Raw genomic sequence first — 17,636 nt, 5'->3', positions numbered from 1 at the left:
CGCCCAAAGCACACACGAAAACGTATACATCAAGACAAGAAAAACTTTTTGGAGAAATTCAAAACAGCTTCTTAATTGTCTGATGAAATTTCGTAGGCATTCGAACCAATGCTTGCTGATTGCCGTTTTTCCAGATAGTATCATAGCAAGGCGCAGTTGGCTGCGAAAGCCCGCGGATATGGGTGCGTCGGCACATACATATAAGTCCATCCGTTGTAAGATTATTAATCTTCAGGCTGCAAGATTATTAATCTTACAAGCGGAAGATTATTAATCTTACACCAGGCGAAGTTATCTGCTGTTTTCCCGATTTTATTCGTCAGATAGCCCGCTATCCTCCTCATAAAATCAGAAAAGCATCCTCGAAAACAATTCGCAAAATTAACCTGAGCAAAATTTAAACAGGCTCTTAGTGATGCGCGGTGAGCGGAACGGATACGGCATACAGGAACTGTGACATCAACAAAATGCACAAATTCATAATGTTCATAGTATATAAAGGTATGAATTTATTCAAAACAGTTTCTCAGTTTTCATCATAATTTTCCTGTATCTTCCCCGGCTTGTTCCATTTTGCCGTTTCAGTTATCTTTGTGGATTGTGGCAGTCAACTGGAATGACTTGTGAATATATCTTCGTCCTCAAATGAATATATACATGAAATCTAAATATTTATTTAACCTTTTTATGCAATTTTATATCTACGGGAAAGGGATGATTCTTCTCTTGGGACATAGAATCCTGAAAGTCATTGTATAATGATCCGTATTGTCATCTTTGAAGTTTGTGACGGATGTTCTCCGGCTGGGTAAGCTCTATGCCTTTCTCTCTGACTAATCAGTTTGCGGAAAAGAAAGGAGAAAATTTTATCGTTATCAGAATTTTATGCAAAAACAGTTTGTGTATTAAAAAGTTATTTGTAATTTTGCAGCCCGAAATGTATAGTTTCGGCTTGATATAGGAAAACAAAATAAATATAACAATATAAATAATTAAAAATCAAACAAAATGCCTACTATTCAACAGTTAGTAAGAAAAGGAAGAAAGGTTTTGGTTGAGAAGAGTAAATCTCCGGCACTTGACTCATGTCCGCAAAGACGTGGTGTATGTGTGCGTGTTTACACTACAACTCCGAAGAAACCGAATTCTGCAATGCGTAAAGTTGCTCGTGTGCGTCTGACAAACTCTAAGGAAGTGAACTCTTATATTCCGGGAGAAGGCCACAACTTGCAGGAACACTCTATTGTATTGGTACGTGGCGGTCGTGTGAAAGACCTTCCGGGTGTACGTTATCACATCGTTCGTGGCACATTGGATACGGCCGGCGTGGCAGGACGTACGCAAAGACGTTCTAAGTACGGTGCTAAACGTCCGAAACCGGGACAGGCAGCTCCGGCAGGAAAGGGTAAGAAGTAATATCTGCTGCGGGTATACAGAAAATTATTAATCCGTTTTGGTTTGCAGGAAAGCTTTAAGGTTGAGTAAATGTCTCGGAGGAGGCGTTGAAGAAAACAAAAGGTGCAGCCCCAAACTAAACATTATTATCAAAACAAAATGAGAAAAGCAAAACCTAAAAAACGTATCATTCTTCCGGATCCCGTATTCAACGATCCGAAGGTTTCTAAATTTGTAAACCACTTGATGTATGACGGTAAGAAGAATACTTCTTACGAAATCTTCTACAAAGCATTGGATGTGGTAGGAACAAAGCTTCCGGGCGAAGAAAAATCAGCATTGGAAGTGTGGAAAAAAGCATTGGACAATGTAACTCCTCAGTTGGAAGTGAAGTCTCGCCGTATTGGTGGTGCCACTTTCCAGGTTCCGACTGAGATCCGTCCCGAACGTAAGGAGTCTATTTCAATGAAAAACCTGATCGCTTTTGCACGTAAACGTGGTGGAAAATCGATGGCTGACAAATTGGCTGCTGAAATTCTGGATGCATATAACGAACAGGGCGGTGCTTTCAAGCGTAAGGAAGATATGCATCGTATGGCTGAAGCTAACCGTGCATTTGCTCACTTCAGATTCTAATCAAGTATAATTAATTTAAGAAGGAACAGAAAATGGCTAAACATGATTTGCATTTGACCCGTAACATTGGTATTATGGCTCACATCGATGCCGGTAAAACCACTACTTCAGAACGTATTCTGTTTTATACTGGTTTAACTCACAAAATCGGTGAAGTTCATGATGGCGCTGCTACGATGGACTGGATGGAACAGGAGCAGGAACGTGGTATCACGATTACCTCTGCTGCTACAACCACTTACTGGAATTATGCGGGCAACAAGTATAAGATCAACTTGATCGATACTCCGGGGCACGTGGACTTTACTGCTGAGGTAGAACGTTCGTTGCGTGTGCTGGACGGTGCTGTTGCTACTTATTGTGCCGTAGGTGGCGTTGAGCCGCAGTCGGAAACGGTATGGCGTCAGGCTGACAAGTACAATGTTCCCCGTATCGGTTATGTCAACAAAATGGACCGTTCGGGCGCGGACTTCTTCGAAGTGGTACGTCAGATGAAAGATGTATTGGGCGCTAATCCGTGTCCGGTAGTTGTTCCTATCGGTGCCGAAGAAAACTTCAAGGGATTGGTTGACTTGATCAAGATGAAAGCTATCTATTGGCATGATGAAACCATGGGTGCCGATTATGAGGTAGAGGATATCCCGGCAAACTTGGTTGACGAAGCGAATGAATGGCGCGATAAAATGCTGGAAAAAGTAGCTGAGTTCGACGAAGCTTTGATGGAAAAGTACTTCGATGATCCTTCTACGATTACGGAAGAAGAAATCCTGCGTGCTTTGCGTGCCGGAACTTTGAAGATGGAAATCGTGCCGATGTTGTGCGGTTCTTCGTTTAAGAATAAGGGCGTGCAGACATTGTTGGATTATGTATGTGCATTCTTGCCTTCTCCGTTGGATACTCCGAATATTGTGGGTACAAACCCCTCTACCGGAGCTGAAGAAGACCGTAAGCCGAGCGAAGATGAAAAAACTGCTGCTTTGGCATTTAAGATTGCTACTGACCCGTATGTAGGCCGTCTGACTTTCTTCCGTGTTTATTCTGGTAAGGTTGAGGCAGGTTCTTATATCTACAATTCTCGTTCTGGAAAGAAAGAACGTGTTTCGCGTCTGTTCCAGATGCATTCTAACAAGCAGAATCCGGTAGAGGTAATTAGTGCTGGTGATATTGGTGCTGGGGTAGGTTTCAAAGATATCCGCACCGGTGATACACTGTGTGACGAAACTGCTCCGATCGTATTGGAATCTATGGATTTCCCGGAACCGGTTATCGGTATTGCAGTAGAGCCGAAGACTCAGAAAGATTTGGACAAGCTGTCTAACGGTTTGGCTAAGCTGGCTGAAGAAGATCCGACCTTTACTGTACGCACAGACGAGCAGACCGGTCAGACCATCATCTCGGGTATGGGTGAGCTTCACTTGGATATCATCATCGACCGTTTGAAACGTGAATTCAAGGTTGAATGTAACCAAGGCCGTCCGCAGGTAAACTACAAGGAAGCTATCACAAAGACTGTGGAATTGCGTGAAGTGTATAAGAAGCAGTCGGGTGGTCGCGGTAAGTTTGCCGATATCATCGTTACCGTAGGACCGGTTGACGAAGACTGGACACAAGGTGGATTGCAGTTCATCGATGAGGTGAAAGGTGGTAATGTGCCTAAGGAATTCATTCCTTCTGTACAGAAAGGTTTCCAGACAGCTATGAAGAATGGTGTGTTGGCAGGATTCCCGCTTGACTCTTTGAAGGTTGTGCTGAAAGATGGTTCGTTCCACCCGGTAGACTCTGACCAGCTGTCATTCGAAATCTGTGCCATCCAGGCTTATAAGAACGCTTGCGTGAAGGCAGGTCCTGTATTGATGGAGCCGATTATGAAGCTGGAAGTCGTTACTCCGGAAGAAAATATGGGTGACGTAATCGGTGACTTGAACAAACGTCGTGGCCAGGTAGAAGGTATGGAGACAAGCCGTTCGGGTGCCCGTATCGTGAAGGCGATGGTTCCGCTGGCAGAAATGTTCGGCTATGTAACTGCCTTGCGTACGATTACTTCGGGTCGTGCAACCTCTTCAATGAGTTACGATCATCATGCTCAAGTATCTTCTTCTATCGCTAAGGCTGTTCTGGAAGAAGTGAAAGGCCGTACCGATTTGGTATAATCAAAAAAATAGCTTGAAGCCTATGGGGGTTAGCGAATGACTCTTAACCCTCATGCTTCATCTTATTGGATAATCATCTATTAATATAATAAAAGGAAAATGAGTCAGAAAATCAGAATTAAATTGAAATCTTACGATCACAACTTGGTAGACAAGTCTGCTGAGAAGATTGTAAAGACTGTAAAAGCTACAGGTGCTATTGTGAGCGGTCCGATTCCATTGCCTACTCATAAGCGTATCTTTACAGTAAACCGTTCGACTTTCGTTAATAAAAAGTCGCGTGAACAGTTCGAATTGTCTTCTTACAAGAGACTGATTGACATCTATAGCTCAACTGCCAAGACAGTGGATGCATTGATGAAATTGGAATTGCCGAGTGGAGTAGAAGTAGAAATTAAAGTTTAATGAATTAAAAATTAACTGAAATGCCAGGATTATTAGGAAAGAAAATCGGAATGACATCCGTTTTCAGTGCTGATGGTAAGAATGTACCATGCACTGTTATCGAAGCTGGTCCCTGTGTAGTTACTCAGATTAAGAGCGTAGAAAAAGATGGCTATGCAGCTGTTCAGTTGGGCTTCCAGGAAATGAAGGAAAAGCATACAACCAAACCGCTGATGGGTCACTTCAAAAAAGCAGGAGTAACTCCCAAGAGACACTTGGCCGAGTTCAAAGATTTCTCAGAAGAATTGAATTTAGGTGACACAATTACCGTAGAACTGTTCAATGATGCTCCGTATGTGGATATAATCGGAACATCGAAGGGTAAAGGTTTTCAGGGCGTCGTTAAACGTCATGGCTTCGGTGGTGTAGGTCAGACTACTCACGGTCAGCACAACCGTGCCCGCAAACCGGGTTCTATCGGTGCATGTTCTTATCCCGCAAAGGTGTTCAAAGGAATGCGCATGGGAGGTCAAATGGGTGGTGGTAGAGTTACTACTCACAACTTGCAAGTATTAAAAGTAATTCCTGAACATAACCTGCTGTTGATTAAGGGCTCTGTTCCAGGTTACAAAGGTTCAATCGTAATAATTGAGAAATAATGGAAGTTAATGTATTAAATATTAAAGGTGAAGATACCGGAAGAAAAGTTGTCTTGAATGACGCCATCTTCGGCATCACTCCGAATGACCACGCTATCTATTTGGCTGTAAAGCAGTACTTGGCTAATCAGCGTCAGGGTACTCATAAGTCAAAAGAAAGAAGTGAAATAAGTGGTTCTACTCGTAAATTGGGCCGTCAGAAAGGTGGCGGTGGTGCACGTCGCGGTGATATCAATTCTCCGCTGTTGGTTGGCGGTGCACGTGTGTTTGGTCCGAAACCTCGTGACTACAGCTTTAAGTTGAACAAGAAAGTGAAATCGTTGGCCCGTAAGTCTGCTTTGTCTTATAAGGCTCAGGCAAATAACATTGTTGTGGTTGAAGACTTCACATTTGAAGCTCCGAAGACAAAAGATTTCGTAAATGTTGTGAATAATCTTAAAGTAGCTGGTAAGAAGTTACTGATGGTTTTGCCGGAAGCAAATAAAAACGTATATTTGTCAGCTCGTAATTTAGAGCGTACAAATTTGGCGATTGCTTCTGCGCTGAATACTTATGTGGTATTGAACGCAGAAACTCTTGTTGTTACAGAGAATGCATTGAAAGCTATCGAGGAAACCTTAATTAAATAATTATAGGAGGCTGAAAGTAATATGGGAATGATTGTTAAACCGTTGGTTACAGAAAAAATGACGGCTATTACAGATAAGATGAACAACCGTTTCGGGTTCATCGTACGTCCGGAAGCCAACAAATTGGAAATTAAGAGTGAAATCGAAGCTTTGTATAACGTGACCGTGTTGGATGTAAACACGATGCGTTATCAAGGGAAAAACAAAACTCGTTATACAAAATCAGGCTTGATCAAAGGTCGCAAGAACGCTTTCAAGAAAGCAATTGTTACCTTGAAAGAAGGCGATACTATTGATTTTTATAGTAATATTTGATATAGAAGATGGCAGTACGTAAATTTAAGCCCACAACACCGGGGCAGAGACACAAAATTATTGGTACTTTTGAAGAGATTACTGCATCGGTACCAGAAAAATCTCTTGTGTATGGAAAGCGTTCTACGGGTGGTCGTAACAACGTAGGTAAGATGACAATGCGCTATATAGGTGGCGGTCATAAGAGAAAATATCGTATCATCGATTTCAAGAGAAACAAAGACGGTGTTCCGGCAGTTGTTAAAACTATTGAATACGATCCGAACCGTTCGGCTCGTATCGCTCTGTTGTTTTACGCTGACGGAGAAAAAAGATATATCATTGCTCCTAATGGATTGCAAGTAGGCAGCACATTGATGTCGGGAGCGGATGCGACGCCTGAGATTGGTAACGCGCTTCCGTTGGATAACATCCCTGTCGGTACTGTAATTCATAACATTGAATTGCGTCCGGGACAAGGAGCTGCACTGGTAAGATCGGCTGGTAATTTTGCTCAATTGACTTCTCGTGAGGGACGTTATTGTGTGGTTAAATTGCCTTCTGGCGAATTGAGACAAATCTTGGGTGCTTGCAAGGCTACTATTGGTAGTGTAGGTAACTCTGACCATGCGTTGGAGTCTTCTGGTAAGGCAGGCCGCTCTCGCTGGTTGGGACGTCGTCCGCACAACCGTGGTGTTGTTATGAACCCTGTTGATCACCCGATGGGTGGTGGTGAAGGACGTCAGTCTGGAGGTCATCCGAGATCACGCAAAGGTTTGTATGCTAAGGGCTTGAAGACAAGATCTCCGAAGAAACAGTCTTCTAAGTATATAATTGAAAGAAGAAAGTAATAACAACTGATTTTAACTGAGAAAATTATGAGTCGTTCATTAAAAAAAGGTCCATATATTAATGTAAAACTGGAAAAGAAAGTGCTTGCCATGAATGAAAGTGGCAAGAAGTCAGTTGTTAAGACGTGGGCCAGAGCTTCAATGATTTCGCCTGATTTCGTTGGGCATACTATTGCAGTTCATAACGGAAATAAATTTATTCCTGTTTATGTTACAGAAAACATGGTGGGACACAAGTTGGGTGAATTTGCCCCGACACGTACATTCCGTGGCCATGCTGGTAACAAGAAAAAATAAACGGACAGGAGCTTTTTGAAATAATAAAAAGTGAAGAATAATGGGAGCAAGAAAAAAAATATCGGCTGAGAAAAGAAAAGAAGCCCGTAAAACCATGTATTTTGCAAAATTGCAAAATGTGCCTACTTCTCCACGTAAGATGCGTCTGGTTGCAGATATGATTCGTGGAATGGAAGTAAATCGTGCACTTGGCGTTTTGAAGTTTTCTTCAAAAGCAGCAGCTGCAAAAGTTGAGAAATTGTTACGCTCTGCTATTGCAAACTGGGAAACGAAAAACGAGCGCAAGGCTGAAGACGGCGAATTGTATGTGACTAAGATTTTTGTTGATGAAGGAGTTACTCTGAAAAGAATGAGACCGGCTCCGCAGGGTAGAGGTTACAGAATTCGCAAACGTTCTAATCATGTGACTCTGTTTGTTGATGCTAAAAATACTAATGATAAAAATTAAACGTAGATGGGACAGAAAGTTAATCCGATAAGCAACCGTTTAGGAATTATCAGAGGATGGGATTCTAATTGGTACGGTGGCAAGAATTATGGTGATGCTTTGCTGGAAGACAGCAAAATTCGTAAATATCTGAATGCCAGACTTGCAAAAGCCAGCGTTTCTAGAATCGTAATCGAACGTACTCTGAAATTGGTGACAATTACTGTATGTACTGCTCGTCCGGGTATTATCATTGGTAAAGGTGGTCAGGAAGTTGACAAGTTGAAAGAGGAGTTGAAGAAGATCACCGATAAAGATATCCAAATCAATATCTTCGAAGTAAAGCGTCCCGAACTTGATGCTGTTATCGTTGCAAACAACATCGCTCGCCAGGTAGAGGGTAAAATCGCTTACCGCCGTGCTATTAAGATGGCTATTGCCAATACGATGCGCATGGGTGCTGAAGGTATTAAGGTTTTGATTTCTGGTCGTTTGAATGGCGCAGAAATGGCGCGTTCTGAAATGTATAAGGAAGGTCGTACACCGTTGCATACTTTCCGTGCAGACATTGATTACTGTCAGGCTGAAGCATTGACAAAGGTCGGTTTGCTGGGCATTAAGGTATGGATTTGCCGGGGTGAGGTTTATGGAAAACGTGAGTTGGCTCCTAACTTTACACAGGCAAAAGAAAACGGCCGTGGCGGAAACGGAAATAACAGTGGCAAGAATTTCCGCAGAAAGAAAAATAACAATCGCTAACGAATTTGAATTTTAGGAATTATGTTACAACCGAAAAAGACAAAATTCAGAAGACAGCAGAAGGGCAGCGCCAAAGGTAATGCACAGCGTGGTCATCAGTTGGCATTTGGTTCTTTTGGAATCAAATCTTTGCAGACCAAATGGATTACGGGTCGTCAGATTGAAGCAGCTCGTATTGCTGTAACTAGATATATGCAACGTCAGGGTCAGATTTGGATCCGCATTTTCCCGGACAAACCGATTACTCGTAAGCCTGCTGACGTACGTATGGGTAAAGGTAAAGGTAATCCGGAAGGATTTGTTGCTCCTGTAACTCCGGGTCGTATCCTGATTGAAGTGGAAGGAGTATCTTTTGATGTAGCTAAAGAAGCTTTGCGCCTGGCGGCACAAAAACTTCCTGTGACTACTAAGTTTATTGTTAGACGTGATTACGACGCAAGTCAAAATGCTTAATTGAGATATGAAGATTGCAGAAATTAGAGAAATACCGACCAGTGAATTGGCTGAAAGAATTCAGACAGAAGTGGCTAATTATAACCAAATGGTGTTGAATCATTCAATCTCTCCGTTGGAAAATACTGCACAAATCAGAACTTTGCGTAGAACGATTGCACGGATGAAGACAGAATTGCGTCAGAGAGAACTCAACAACAAATAACAAGGTCTTATTATGGAAGTAAGAAATTTAAGAAAAGAAAGAACTGGTGTTGTGGTTAGCAACAAGATGGATAAGACTGTTACTGTTGCTGCCAAATTTAAGGAGAAACACCCGATTTATGGTAAGTTCGTTTCGAAGACGAAAAAATATCATGCTCATGACGAAAAGAATGAATGTGCTGTAGGTGATACTGTACGCATCATGGAAACTCGTCCTTTGAGTAAGACTAAGAGATGGAGAGTGGTTGAAATAATTGAAAAAGCGAAGTAATTATGATACAAACAGAATCCAGACTTACAGTATGTGATAACAGTGGCGCAAAAGAAGCTCTTTGCATTCGTGTATTGGGCGGAACGAGAAGACGCTATGCTTCTGTAGGAGATGTGATTGTCGTTTCTGTAAAGAGCGTAATCCCATCAAGTGATATTAAGAAAGGTGCAGTATCTAAGGCTTTGGTCGTACGTACTAAGAAAGAAATCCGTCGTGCTGATGGTTCTTATATTCGTTTTGATGACAATGCATGTGTGTTGCTGAACAATGCGGGCGAAATTAGAGGTAGTCGTATCTTTGGACCGGTAGCGAGAGAATTGCGTAGTGTGAATATGAAAGTGGTTTCACTTGCACCTGAAGTACTTTAATTTTGTTAAAAAGTTAAGTCGTAATGAGTAAGTTACATATTAAGAAAGGCGATACAGTTTACGTAAACTCTGGTGAAGACAAGGGTAAAACTGGACGTGTGTTGAAAGTTCTTGTAAAAGAGGGACGTGCAGTGGTTGAGGGTATCAACATGGTATCCAAAAGTACTAAACCGAATGCAAAGAATCCGCAGGGAGGTATTGTGAAACAGGAAGCTCCGATTCACATCTCTAACCTGAATCCGGTTGACCCGAAGACAGGTAAACCGACACGTATTGGTAGAAGAGAAAGTTCTGATGGAAGAACATTTGTTCGTTATGCTAAAAAATCGGGAGAGGAGATTAAATAATGGGTAATACTGCTAGCCTTAAGAAAGAATATGCAGAGCGTATCGCTCCTGCATTGAAGAATCAATTCAAGTATTCTTCGACTATGCAAATTCCTGTACTCAAGAAGATTGTAATCAATCAGGGCTTGGGTATGGCTGTTGCTGATAAGAAAATAATTGATGTTGCCATCAATGAGTTGACTGCTATTACAGGACAGAAAGCAGTGGCAACTGTATCACGCAAAGATATCGCAAACTTCAAATTGCGTAAAAAAATGCCGATTGGTGTGATGGTGACTTTGCGTCGTGAGAGAATGTATGAGTTCCTTGAAAAACTTGTGCGTGTGGCTTTGCCGCGTATCCGTGACTTCAAAGGTATTGAAAGTAAGTTTGACGGTCGTGGTAACTATACCTTGGGTATTCAGGAGCAAATCATTTTCCCGGAAATCAATATCGATAGCATTGCCAAGATTATGGGTATGAATATCACTTTCGTGACTTCTGCTCAGACTGATGAAGAAGGTTATGCATTGTTGAAAGAATTCGGTTTACCGTTTAAAAACGCTAAAAAAGACTGATTAGATATGGCAAAAGAATCAATGAAAGCTCGTGAAGTAAAAAGAGCGAAGCTGGTAGCCAAATATGCAGAAAAACGTGCTGCACTGAAAAAAATTGTCAATTCAGGTGATCCTGTTGCAGCGTTTGAGGCGGCACAGAAATTGCAAAGCCTCCCTAAGAATGCAAATCCGATTCGTTTACACAATCGTTGCAAGCTGACAGGTCGTCCTAGAGGTTACATTCGTCAGTTCGGTATTTCACGTATCCAATTCCGTGAAATGGCATCCAGTGGTTTAATACCGGGTGTAAAGAAGGCAAGTTGGTAATTAGTGTTTATTATTAAATATTGTCAGGGTAGTCCTGATTAATTTAACAATTAGTTTTATGACAGATCCAATCGCAGATTATCTCACAAGGTTGAGAAATGCAATTAGTGCAAAGCACAGAGTGGTGGAAGTACCTGCTTCAAATCTGAAAAAGGAGATTACAAAAATCCTGTTTGACAAAGGTTACATCCTGAATTACAAATTTGTGGAAGATGGTCCTCAAGGTACTATTAAGGTAGCTTTGAAGTATGATGCCGTAAATAAGGTTAATGCTATCAAGAAGCTTGTAAGAGTATCTACTCCAGGTTTGCGTAAGTATACTGGCTATAAGGACATGCCGAGAGTTATTAATGGATTAGGTATTGCTATTATATCTACTTCCAAAGGTGTAATGACAGATAAGGAAGCTTCAGTGTTGAAAATTGGCGGTGAAGTTCTTTGTTATGTATATTAATGGAGGGTAAGCTATGTCAAGAATAGGTAAATTGCCAGTTGTTATCCCTGCCGGAGTTACTGTAACTCTGAAGGATAATGTAGTTAGTGTAAAAGGTCCTAAAGGTGAGTTGAGTCAGTATGTCAATCCCGCTATTGAGGTGACGATTGCAGACGGACATGTGGAGTTGAAAGAAAATGAAAACGCAATGCTTGACGATCTGAAACAACGTCATGCATATCATGGCTTGTATCGTGCATTGGTGCACAATATGGTTGTGGGTGTTTCTGAAGGATATAAGAAGGAATTGGAATTGGTCGGTGTAGGTTACCGTGCGTCAAACAATGGTAATATCATTGACCTCGCTTTAGGATATACGCATAATATCTTTATACAGTTGCCTCCTGAAATTAAGGTGGAAACTAAGTCTGAGAGAAATAAGAACCCTCTTATTATATTGGAATCTTGTGACAAGCAGCTGCTTGGTCAGGTGTGTGCAAAAATACGTTCTTTCCGTAAGCCTGAACCTTATAAAGGAAAAGGTATTAAGTTTGTTGGTGAAGAAATTCGTAGAAAGTCTGGTAAGTCGGCTGGCGCTAAATAATTCACATTAAATCGTATAATATTATGACAACAAAAATAGAAAGACGAATCAAGATTAAATATAGAGTACGTAACAAGATTTCAGGTACTCCGGAACGTCCTCGTATGAGCGTGTTCAGAAGCAACAAGCAAATCTATGTTCAGGTGATTGATGATTTGAGCGGCAAGACTTTGGCGGCAGCTTCTTCTTTGGGAATGGCTGCAATGCCTAAGAAAGAACAGGCTGCCAAGGTTGGTGAACTGATTGCAAAGAAAGCCCAGGAAGCTGGTATTACGGCTGTTGTATTTGACCGTAATGGCTACTTGTATCATGGGAGAGTAAAAGAGGTAGCTGATGCTGCTCGTAACGGTGGACTTAAATTTTAATGGATTATGGCAATTAATAATAGAGTTAAGATCACTAACGATATAGAATTAAAGGACAGACTGGTAGCCATTAACCGTGTAACGAAGGTTACGAAAGGTGGTAGAACTTTTAGTTTTGCTGCTATCGTGGTGGTAGGAAATGAAGACGGCATCATTGGTTATGGTCTTGGTAAAGCTGGTGAAGTGACAGCTGCAATTGCTAAGGGTGTGGAAGCCGCTAAGAAGAATCTGACTCGTGTGCCTGTATTGAAAGGTACTGTGCCTCACGAACAGACTGCAAAGTTTGGTGGTGCTGAAGTATTTATCAAACCGGCTTCGACAGGTACAGGAGTAGTTGCCGGAGGTGCAATGCGTGCTGTATTGGAAAGCGTAGGTGTGACAGATGTTTTGGCTAAGTCTAAAGGATCTTCCAATCCTCATAACTTGGTAAAGGCTACTATTTTGGCACTCAGTGAAATGCGTGATGCCTGTATGGTTGCTCAAAACAGAGGTGTAAGTTTGGATAAAGTATTTAGAGGATAAGGAGGTTTTACATGTCAACTATTAAGATTAAGCAAGTTAAAAGTAGAATAGGTGCTCCTGCCAATCAAAAAAGAACGTTGGATACCTTGGGACTTCGTAAATTGAATCAAGTGGTTGAGCGTGAAGCTACTCCTTCTGTTCTGGGTATGGTTGAAAAGGTGAGACATCTTGTTACAATCGTTAAGTAATAATTAATAAAGAATTTTGCGATATGAATTTAAATAGTTTACGTCCAGCAGCAGGTTCTACTAAGACAAGAAAAAGAATAGGCCGTGGTCCGGGTTCTGGTTTGGGTGGAACTTCTACAAGAGGACATAAAGGTGCAAAATCAAGATCGGGTTATTCTAAGAAGATTGGTTTTGAAGGAGGGCAGATGCCTCTCCAGCGCCGTGTGCCTAAATTTGGTTTCAAGAATATTAACCGTGTTGAATATAAAGCTATTAATCTTAGTGTAATTCAAGAGCTGTCAGCTGCAAAAAAATTGTCTAAAGTAGGCATTAATGAGCTGATTGAGGCAGGTTTTGTTTCTTCTAATCAATTAGTGAAAGTTCTTGGTAACGGTAGTTTAACTACTAAACTCGAAGTAGAAGCACATGCTTTTTCCAAGAGTGCAGTAGCTGCAATCGAAGCCGTTGGTGGTAATGCAGTAAAACTCTGATTCAATGAGAAAATCTATTGAAACATTAAAGAACATATGGAATATTGAGGATCTGAGAAAACGGATCCTCATTACTATATTGTTTGTCGCAATCTACAGATTCGGTTCGTATGTGGTTCTTCCAGGTATCAACCCAGATATGTTGTCAAAGTTGCATGAACAAACAAGTGAAGGTCTTCTTGCTTTGTTAAACATGTTCTCTGGTGGAGCTTTTTCCAATGCTTCTATTTTTGCATTGGGAATTATGCCGTACATCTCTGCATCCATTGTGATTCAGTTGTTGGCGATTGCAGTTCCTTATTTCCAGAAACTACAGCGTGAAGGTGAAAGTGGGCGTCGGAAAATCAATCAGTATACTCGAATTCTGACTATATTCATTTTGATTTTTCAGGCTCCTTCTTATCTGATTAACTTGAAAATGCAGGCAGGTCCGGCTCTTAATGCTTCATTAGATTGGACTTTCTTTATTATTACTTCTACCATCATTTTGGCAGCCGGAAGTATGTTTATTTTATGGTTAGGTGAGCGAATCACAGATAAAGGTATCGGAAACGGAATCTCCTTAATAATTATGATTGGAATTATAGCCCGTCTTCCGCAAGCCTTTTCCGGTGAGTTCGTATCACGTCTTGCTTCTCCAGGAGCAGGCGGTATTATCATGTTCTTGCTTGAAATCATCGTGCTGATTTTGGTAATAGCTGCTGCTATCCTTCTGGTGCAAGGAGTCCGTAAAATACCAGTGCAATATGCAAAACGTATTGTCGGGAACAAACAATATGGTGGTGCAAGACAATACATTCCTTTGAAGGTGAATGCTGCAAATGTGATGCCGATTATCTTTGCGCAAGCAATAATGTTCATTCCTATAACTGTTATCGGTTTTTCGAATGTTGCTTCGGCAAGTGGAATTGCCCGTGCTTTCGTTGATCATACCAGTTTTTGGTATAATCTGGTTTTTGCTATTTTGATTATTGTATTTACGTGGTTTTATACAGCAATCACGATTAATCCGAATCAGATGGCAGAAGACATGAAACGGAATAATGGCTTCATCCCAGGTATTAAGCCGGGTAAAAGTACGGCTGATTATATTGATATGATTATGACACGTATCACTTTGCCTGGTTCGTTGTTTTTGGCACTTATCGCTATCCTTCCTGCTTTTGCCGGTATTTTCGGTGTGCAGGCAGAGTTTGCGCAATTCTTCGGTGGAACATCTCTGTTGATTCTTGTAGGTGTTGTACTTGATACTTTACAGCAAGTAGAAAGTCATTTATTGATGCGCCATTATGACGGTCTTCTCACTTCGGGAAGAATAAAAGGCCGTTCCGGCGTTGCTGCATATTAATTTGCATTCAATATGATATTTCTAAAGACTGATGATGAAATAGAACTGTTACGCCAAAGTAATCTCCTTGTGGGGAAAACTTTGGCTGAACTGGCTAAACTAATCAAGCCGGGTGTGACTACGAAGCAACTGGATAAAGTTGCTGAAGAGTATATTAGAGACCATGGAGCTGTTCCTACTTTTAAAGGATTTCCGAATCCTTATGGAGGTCCGTTTCCAGGTTCTATCTGCACTTCGGTGAACGAGCAGGTAGTGCATGGCATTCCCAATGATATTCCTTTGAAAGAAGGTGATATAATTTCGGTTGATTGTGGAACTTACATGAATGGATATTGTGGTGATTCTGCATATACGTTTTGTGTAGGGGAAGTTGCTCCGGAGATTGTTGCCTTATTGAAAACGACAAAGGAAGCTTTGTACAAAGGTATTGAAAATGCTGTACATGGAAAACGGTTAGGTGATATCGGATATGCTATCCAGCAGCACTGTGAAGCCCAATCTTATGAAGTGGTCCGCGAGTTTGTCGGGCATGGCATAGGAAAGGAGATGCATGAAGATCCTCCTGTCCCTAATTATGGAAAAAGGGGCACAGGCACTTTGTTGAAGAAAGGTATGTGTATCGCTATCGAGCCTATGATAACTTTGGGTAGTCGGAAAATCGTAATGGAAAATGACCGTTGGACTGTCCGTACGATGGATCGTAAGTGTGCCGCGCATTTTGAGCACACCGTAGCTGTAGGATTAGGGAAAGCTGATATTTTATCATCATTTGATTATATAGAAGAGGTATTGAAAAATAAAGAGAATTAATATATGGCAAAACAGGCTGCAATAGAACAAGATGGAGTAATCGTAGAGGCATTGTCAAACGCAATGTTCCGTGTAGAGCTGGAAAACGGGCATGAAATAACTGCTCATATATCTGGCAAGATGAGAATGCATTACATTAAAATTTTACCGGGTGACAAGGTTCGTGTGGAAATGTCTCCTTATGACCTGTCCAAAGGAAGAATCGTTTTTAGATACAAATAAAATAATATAGATATGAAAGTAAGAGCATCATTAAAAAAACGTACGCCGGATTGCAAAATCGTGAGACGTAAGGGCCGTTTGTATGTTATTAATAAGAAAAATCCTAAGTATAAACAACGTCAAGGATAATTTATTATTATTTTTGCAGAAAAAATAATTTAGTATATGGCTATAAGAATAGTTGGTGTAGATTTACCTCAGAACAAGAGAGGTGAGATTGCGTTGACATACATTTATGGTATCGGACGCAGTAGTTCAGCAAAAATTTTGGACAAGGCAGGTGTTGATCGTGATCTGAAAGTAAAAGATTGGACAGACGATCAGGCAGCAAAGATTCGTGAGATCATCGGTGCTGAATATAAGGTGGAAGGTGATTTGCGCTCAGAAATCCAGTTGAACATTAAGCGATTAATGGATATCGGATGCTATCGCGGTGTTCGTCACCGTTTAGGTCTTCCTGTAAGAGGTCAGAGCACTAAGAACAATGCTCGTACACGTAAGGGAAGAAAGAAAACTGTTGCAAATAAGAAAAAAGCTACTAAATAATAATTGTTGATATGGCAAAAAAAACAGTCGCAGCTAAAAAAAGAAATGTGAAAGTAGATGCTAACGGACAGTTGCATGTGCATTCATCATTCAACAACATCATCGTTTCTTTGGCAAACAGTGAAGGTCAGATTATTTCATGGTCTTCAGCCGGTAAGATGGGATTTAGAGGTTCTAAGAAGAACACTCCTTATGCAGCTCAGATGGCTGCTCAAGATTGCGCAAAAGTAGCGTATGATCTTGGTTTGAGAAAAGTGAAAGCTTATGTGAAGGGTCCTGGAAACGGACGTGAGTCTGCTATTCGTACGGTACACGGTGCTGGAATTGAAGTTACAGAAATTATTGATGTAACTCCATTGCCTCATAACGGTTGTCGTCCTCCGAAAAGAAGAAGAGTATAATTTTTGATAACCTAATTTAAAGTGTAACTTGATTTTGTTAGATACATGGATTGCATTTCCTTTCTGTAATCGCGGCTGCAACAAATTGAGTTCATGAATAACAATTAATTTAAATTAAAGAAAATGGCTAGATATACTGGACCAAAAACAAGAATTGCACGTAAATTTGGTGAAGCGATTTTTGGAGCTGATAAAGTTTTGTCAAAGAAAAATTATCCTCCTGGACAACATGGGAATAATCGTCGCAGAAAGACGTCTGAATATGGTGTCATGTTGGCAGAAAAGCAGAAGGCTAAATATACTTACGGTGTATTGGAAAAACAATTCCGTAATATGTTTGAAAAGGCTGCAAGCATGAATGGTATTACTGGTGAAATCTTGCTGCAAAGTCTTGAGTGCCGTTTGGATAATGTGGTGTTCCGTTTGGGTATCGCTCCGACTCGTGCTGCCGCTCGCCAATTGGTAGGTCATAAACATATTACAGTAGACGGCAAGGTAGTAAACATCCCTTCTTATTCTGTAAAGCCTGGTCAATTGGTTGGTGTTCGTGAAAAATCTAAGTCTCTGGAAGTTATTGCAAACTCATTGGCTGGATTCAATCACAGCAAATATCCTTGGTTGGAATGGGATGAGAACTCTAAGACAGGAAAATTGTTGCATAAACCTGAGAGAGCTGACATTCCTGAAAACATTAAAGAACACTTGATCGTAGAATTGTACTCTAAATAAAATAATTAATT

At 41.0% G+C, this 17,636-nt stretch carries 31 protein-coding genes; all 31 read left to right on the top strand.

Features of this window, described 5'->3' with window-relative positions; genetic code table 11:
- Positions 1-1,008: 1,008 nt before the first annotated feature.
- The 31 genes from rpsL (at position 1,009) to rpsD (ending at position 17,625) form a co-directional block, all read left to right on the top strand.
- The gene (rpsL, locus tag H9625_RS04590) at positions 1,009-1,416 is read left to right on the top strand and encodes a 30S ribosomal protein S12 (protein WP_022040833.1); all 408 of its coding nucleotides are present in this window, start codon (positions 1,009-1,011) and stop codon (positions 1,414-1,416) included.
- A gap of 138 nt (positions 1,417-1,554) precedes the next feature.
- Positions 1,555-2,031 carry a 30S ribosomal protein S7 gene (rpsG, locus tag H9625_RS04585; protein ID WP_022040834.1) on the top strand — a complete coding sequence of 159 codons (477 nt, stop codon included), beginning with the start codon at positions 1,555-1,557 and terminating at the stop codon, positions 2,029-2,031.
- A 32-nt stretch (positions 2,032-2,063) separates the two neighbouring features.
- Positions 2,064-4,181, top strand: a complete 2,118-nt coding sequence (gene fusA, locus H9625_RS04580) for an elongation factor G (protein ID WP_087209585.1) — start codon at positions 2,064-2,066, stop codon at positions 4,179-4,181.
- Positions 4,182-4,280: 99 nt separating this feature from the next.
- The gene (gene rpsJ / locus H9625_RS04575; protein ID WP_005941888.1) at positions 4,281-4,586 is read left to right on the top strand and encodes a 30S ribosomal protein S10; all 306 of its coding nucleotides are present in this window, start codon (positions 4,281-4,283) and stop codon (positions 4,584-4,586) included.
- 20 nt (positions 4,587-4,606) lie between these two features.
- Positions 4,607-5,224 (top strand): 50S ribosomal protein L3, encoded by a 618-nt coding sequence (rplC, locus tag H9625_RS04570; RefSeq protein WP_087209582.1) that lies wholly within the window; start codon positions 4,607-4,609, stop codon positions 5,222-5,224.
- Positions 5,224-5,853 carry a 50S ribosomal protein L4 gene (rplD, locus tag H9625_RS04565; RefSeq protein WP_022038656.1) on the top strand — a complete coding sequence of 210 codons (630 nt, stop codon included), beginning with the start codon at positions 5,224-5,226 and terminating at the stop codon, positions 5,851-5,853. Before rplC ends, rplD begins: the two co-directional genes overlap by 1 nt.
- Before the next feature lie 21 nt (positions 5,854-5,874).
- Entirely contained in the window at positions 5,875-6,168 is a 294-nt protein-coding gene (rplW, locus tag H9625_RS04560) for a 50S ribosomal protein L23 (RefSeq protein ID WP_087209579.1), read from the top strand.
- 8 nt (positions 6,169-6,176) lie between these two features.
- The gene (gene rplB / locus H9625_RS04555) at positions 6,177-6,998 is read left to right on the top strand and encodes a 50S ribosomal protein L2 (RefSeq protein WP_022038658.1); all 822 of its coding nucleotides are present in this window, start codon (positions 6,177-6,179) and stop codon (positions 6,996-6,998) included.
- 27 nt (positions 6,999-7,025) lie between these two features.
- Positions 7,026-7,295, top strand: a complete 270-nt coding sequence (gene rpsS / locus H9625_RS04550; RefSeq protein WP_013618002.1) for a 30S ribosomal protein S19 — start codon at positions 7,026-7,028, stop codon at positions 7,293-7,295.
- Between the two features lie 40 nt (positions 7,296-7,335).
- The gene (rplV, locus tag H9625_RS04545) at positions 7,336-7,743 is read left to right on the top strand and encodes a 50S ribosomal protein L22 (protein WP_022038659.1); all 408 of its coding nucleotides are present in this window, start codon (positions 7,336-7,338) and stop codon (positions 7,741-7,743) included.
- A gap of 6 nt (positions 7,744-7,749) precedes the next feature.
- A complete protein-coding gene (rpsC, locus tag H9625_RS04540) occupies positions 7,750-8,481 on the top strand; it encodes a 30S ribosomal protein S3 (RefSeq protein ID WP_022038660.1) in 732 nt (243 codons plus the stop codon).
- A gap of 21 nt (positions 8,482-8,502) precedes the next feature.
- Positions 8,503-8,934 (top strand): 50S ribosomal protein L16, encoded by a 432-nt coding sequence (rplP, locus tag H9625_RS04535; protein WP_022038661.1) that lies wholly within the window; start codon positions 8,503-8,505, stop codon positions 8,932-8,934.
- Between the two features lie 7 nt (positions 8,935-8,941).
- Positions 8,942-9,139 carry a 50S ribosomal protein L29 gene (gene rpmC, locus H9625_RS04530; protein WP_022038662.1) on the top strand — a complete coding sequence of 66 codons (198 nt, stop codon included), beginning with the start codon at positions 8,942-8,944 and terminating at the stop codon, positions 9,137-9,139.
- A gap of 12 nt (positions 9,140-9,151) precedes the next feature.
- The gene (gene rpsQ / locus H9625_RS04525) at positions 9,152-9,409 is read left to right on the top strand and encodes a 30S ribosomal protein S17 (RefSeq protein WP_022038663.1); all 258 of its coding nucleotides are present in this window, start codon (positions 9,152-9,154) and stop codon (positions 9,407-9,409) included.
- A gap of 2 nt (positions 9,410-9,411) precedes the next feature.
- Positions 9,412-9,777 carry a 50S ribosomal protein L14 gene (rplN, locus tag H9625_RS04520; RefSeq protein ID WP_022038664.1) on the top strand — a complete coding sequence of 122 codons (366 nt, stop codon included), beginning with the start codon at positions 9,412-9,414 and terminating at the stop codon, positions 9,775-9,777.
- 23 nt (positions 9,778-9,800) lie between these two features.
- Positions 9,801-10,124 (top strand): 50S ribosomal protein L24, encoded by a 324-nt coding sequence (gene rplX, locus H9625_RS04515; RefSeq protein ID WP_013617995.1) that lies wholly within the window; start codon positions 9,801-9,803, stop codon positions 10,122-10,124.
- Positions 10,124-10,681, top strand: coding sequence for a 50S ribosomal protein L5 (gene rplE / locus H9625_RS04510; RefSeq protein WP_022038665.1), 558 nt, complete (start codon positions 10,124-10,126; stop codon positions 10,679-10,681). The genes rplX and rplE overlap by 1 nt, the downstream gene beginning before the upstream one ends.
- 6 nt (positions 10,682-10,687) lie before the next feature.
- Positions 10,688-10,987: a 30S ribosomal protein S14 gene (gene rpsN / locus H9625_RS04505; protein WP_191763160.1), complete on the top strand. Its 300-nt coding sequence runs from the start codon at positions 10,688-10,690 to the stop codon at positions 10,985-10,987.
- Between the two features lie 58 nt (positions 10,988-11,045).
- Positions 11,046-11,441: a 30S ribosomal protein S8 gene (gene rpsH / locus H9625_RS04500; protein ID WP_022038667.1), complete on the top strand. Its 396-nt coding sequence runs from the start codon at positions 11,046-11,048 to the stop codon at positions 11,439-11,441.
- Between the two features lie 13 nt (positions 11,442-11,454).
- Complete coding sequence (gene rplF / locus H9625_RS04495; protein WP_022038668.1) at positions 11,455-12,024, top strand: 50S ribosomal protein L6; 570 nt, start codon at positions 11,455-11,457, stop codon at positions 12,022-12,024.
- 23 nt (positions 12,025-12,047) lie between these two features.
- A complete protein-coding gene (gene rplR / locus H9625_RS04490) occupies positions 12,048-12,389 on the top strand; it encodes a 50S ribosomal protein L18 (RefSeq protein ID WP_087209576.1) in 342 nt (113 codons plus the stop codon).
- Between the two features lie 6 nt (positions 12,390-12,395).
- Complete coding sequence (rpsE, locus tag H9625_RS04485; protein WP_162608498.1) at positions 12,396-12,911, top strand: 30S ribosomal protein S5; 516 nt, start codon at positions 12,396-12,398, stop codon at positions 12,909-12,911.
- Positions 12,912-12,922: 11 nt separating this feature from the next.
- A complete protein-coding gene (gene rpmD / locus H9625_RS04480; protein ID WP_022038671.1) occupies positions 12,923-13,099 on the top strand; it encodes a 50S ribosomal protein L30 in 177 nt (58 codons plus the stop codon).
- A gap of 23 nt (positions 13,100-13,122) precedes the next feature.
- Positions 13,123-13,569: a 50S ribosomal protein L15 gene (gene rplO / locus H9625_RS04475; RefSeq protein WP_191763159.1), complete on the top strand. Its 447-nt coding sequence runs from the start codon at positions 13,123-13,125 to the stop codon at positions 13,567-13,569.
- 4 nt (positions 13,570-13,573) lie between these two features.
- Entirely contained in the window at positions 13,574-14,917 is a 1,344-nt protein-coding gene (gene secY, locus H9625_RS04470) for a preprotein translocase subunit SecY (protein ID WP_022038673.1), read from the top strand.
- A gap of 12 nt (positions 14,918-14,929) precedes the next feature.
- A complete protein-coding gene (map, locus tag H9625_RS04465; RefSeq protein ID WP_191763157.1) occupies positions 14,930-15,727 on the top strand; it encodes a type I methionyl aminopeptidase in 798 nt (265 codons plus the stop codon).
- 3 nt (positions 15,728-15,730) lie between these two features.
- Entirely contained in the window at positions 15,731-15,949 is a 219-nt protein-coding gene (gene infA / locus H9625_RS04460; protein ID WP_022038675.1) for a translation initiation factor IF-1, read from the top strand.
- Between the two features lie 12 nt (positions 15,950-15,961).
- On the top strand, positions 15,962-16,078 hold the full coding sequence (gene ykgO, locus H9625_RS04455) for a type B 50S ribosomal protein L36 (RefSeq protein ID WP_087209568.1): 117 nt from the start codon (positions 15,962-15,964) through the stop codon (positions 16,076-16,078).
- Positions 16,079-16,114: 36 nt separating this feature from the next.
- The gene (rpsM, locus tag H9625_RS04450) at positions 16,115-16,495 is read left to right on the top strand and encodes a 30S ribosomal protein S13 (RefSeq protein ID WP_022038676.1); all 381 of its coding nucleotides are present in this window, start codon (positions 16,115-16,117) and stop codon (positions 16,493-16,495) included.
- An 11-nt stretch (positions 16,496-16,506) separates the two neighbouring features.
- The gene (gene rpsK, locus H9625_RS04445; RefSeq protein WP_007567382.1) at positions 16,507-16,896 is read left to right on the top strand and encodes a 30S ribosomal protein S11; all 390 of its coding nucleotides are present in this window, start codon (positions 16,507-16,509) and stop codon (positions 16,894-16,896) included.
- Between the two features lie 123 nt (positions 16,897-17,019).
- Positions 17,020-17,625 (top strand): 30S ribosomal protein S4, encoded by a 606-nt coding sequence (gene rpsD, locus H9625_RS04440; protein WP_022038677.1) that lies wholly within the window; start codon positions 17,020-17,022, stop codon positions 17,623-17,625.
- Positions 17,626-17,636: the final 11 nt, after the last annotated feature.

It is taken from the genome of Phocaeicola intestinalis (assembly GCF_014837065.1).
Taxonomy (GTDB): Bacteria; Bacteroidota; Bacteroidia; order Bacteroidales; family Bacteroidaceae; genus Phocaeicola; species Phocaeicola intestinalis.
Note: the sequence above shows the minus strand (reverse complement) of the source record. Positions and strands in the feature narration are given on the sequence as shown.

Coding starts and splice junctions, on each gene's coding strand:
- rplE (WP_022038665.1), top strand. CDS start 10,124: ATGGGTAATACTGCTAGCCTTAAGAAAGAATATGCAGAGCGTATCGCT.
- ykgO (WP_087209568.1), top strand. CDS start 15,962: ATGAAAGTAAGAGCATCATTAAAAAAACGTACGCCGGATTGCAAAATC.
- rpsS (WP_013618002.1), top strand. CDS start 7,026: ATGAGTCGTTCATTAAAAAAAGGTCCATATATTAATGTAAAACTGGAA.
- rpsQ (WP_022038663.1), top strand. CDS start 9,152: ATGGAAGTAAGAAATTTAAGAAAAGAAAGAACTGGTGTTGTGGTTAGC.
- rplN (WP_022038664.1), top strand. CDS start 9,412: ATGATACAAACAGAATCCAGACTTACAGTATGTGATAACAGTGGCGCA.
- infA (WP_022038675.1), top strand. CDS start 15,731: ATGGCAAAACAGGCTGCAATAGAACAAGATGGAGTAATCGTAGAGGCA.
- rpsH (WP_022038667.1), top strand. CDS start 11,046: ATGACAGATCCAATCGCAGATTATCTCACAAGGTTGAGAAATGCAATT.
- rplV (WP_022038659.1), top strand. CDS start 7,336: ATGGGAGCAAGAAAAAAAATATCGGCTGAGAAAAGAAAAGAAGCCCGT.
- rpsL (WP_022040833.1), top strand. CDS start 1,009: ATGCCTACTATTCAACAGTTAGTAAGAAAAGGAAGAAAGGTTTTGGTT.
- rplF (WP_022038668.1), top strand. CDS start 11,455: ATGTCAAGAATAGGTAAATTGCCAGTTGTTATCCCTGCCGGAGTTACT.
- rpmC (WP_022038662.1), top strand. CDS start 8,942: ATGAAGATTGCAGAAATTAGAGAAATACCGACCAGTGAATTGGCTGAA.
- rpsN (WP_191763160.1), top strand. CDS start 10,688: ATGGCAAAAGAATCAATGAAAGCTCGTGAAGTAAAAAGAGCGAAGCTG.
- rplD (WP_022038656.1), top strand. CDS start 5,224: ATGGAAGTTAATGTATTAAATATTAAAGGTGAAGATACCGGAAGAAAA.
- rpsE (WP_162608498.1), top strand. CDS start 12,396: ATGGCAATTAATAATAGAGTTAAGATCACTAACGATATAGAATTAAAG.
- rplB (WP_022038658.1), top strand. CDS start 6,177: ATGGCAGTACGTAAATTTAAGCCCACAACACCGGGGCAGAGACACAAA.
- rplC (WP_087209582.1), top strand. CDS start 4,607: ATGCCAGGATTATTAGGAAAGAAAATCGGAATGACATCCGTTTTCAGT.
- rpsJ (WP_005941888.1), top strand. CDS start 4,281: ATGAGTCAGAAAATCAGAATTAAATTGAAATCTTACGATCACAACTTG.
- rpsC (WP_022038660.1), top strand. CDS start 7,750: ATGGGACAGAAAGTTAATCCGATAAGCAACCGTTTAGGAATTATCAGA.
- rplO (WP_191763159.1), top strand. CDS start 13,123: ATGAATTTAAATAGTTTACGTCCAGCAGCAGGTTCTACTAAGACAAGA.
- rplX (WP_013617995.1), top strand. CDS start 9,801: ATGAGTAAGTTACATATTAAGAAAGGCGATACAGTTTACGTAAACTCT.
- rpsD (WP_022038677.1), top strand. CDS start 17,020: ATGGCTAGATATACTGGACCAAAAACAAGAATTGCACGTAAATTTGGT.
- rpsG (WP_022040834.1), top strand. CDS start 1,555: ATGAGAAAAGCAAAACCTAAAAAACGTATCATTCTTCCGGATCCCGTA.
- rplP (WP_022038661.1), top strand. CDS start 8,503: ATGTTACAACCGAAAAAGACAAAATTCAGAAGACAGCAGAAGGGCAGC.
- rplW (WP_087209579.1), top strand. CDS start 5,875: ATGGGAATGATTGTTAAACCGTTGGTTACAGAAAAAATGACGGCTATT.
- map (WP_191763157.1), top strand. CDS start 14,930: ATGATATTTCTAAAGACTGATGATGAAATAGAACTGTTACGCCAAAGT.
- rpsM (WP_022038676.1), top strand. CDS start 16,115: ATGGCTATAAGAATAGTTGGTGTAGATTTACCTCAGAACAAGAGAGGT.
- rpsK (WP_007567382.1), top strand. CDS start 16,507: ATGGCAAAAAAAACAGTCGCAGCTAAAAAAAGAAATGTGAAAGTAGAT.
- rplR (WP_087209576.1), top strand. CDS start 12,048: ATGACAACAAAAATAGAAAGACGAATCAAGATTAAATATAGAGTACGT.
- secY (WP_022038673.1), top strand. CDS start 13,574: ATGAGAAAATCTATTGAAACATTAAAGAACATATGGAATATTGAGGAT.
- fusA (WP_087209585.1), top strand. CDS start 2,064: ATGGCTAAACATGATTTGCATTTGACCCGTAACATTGGTATTATGGCT.
- rpmD (WP_022038671.1), top strand. CDS start 12,923: ATGTCAACTATTAAGATTAAGCAAGTTAAAAGTAGAATAGGTGCTCCT.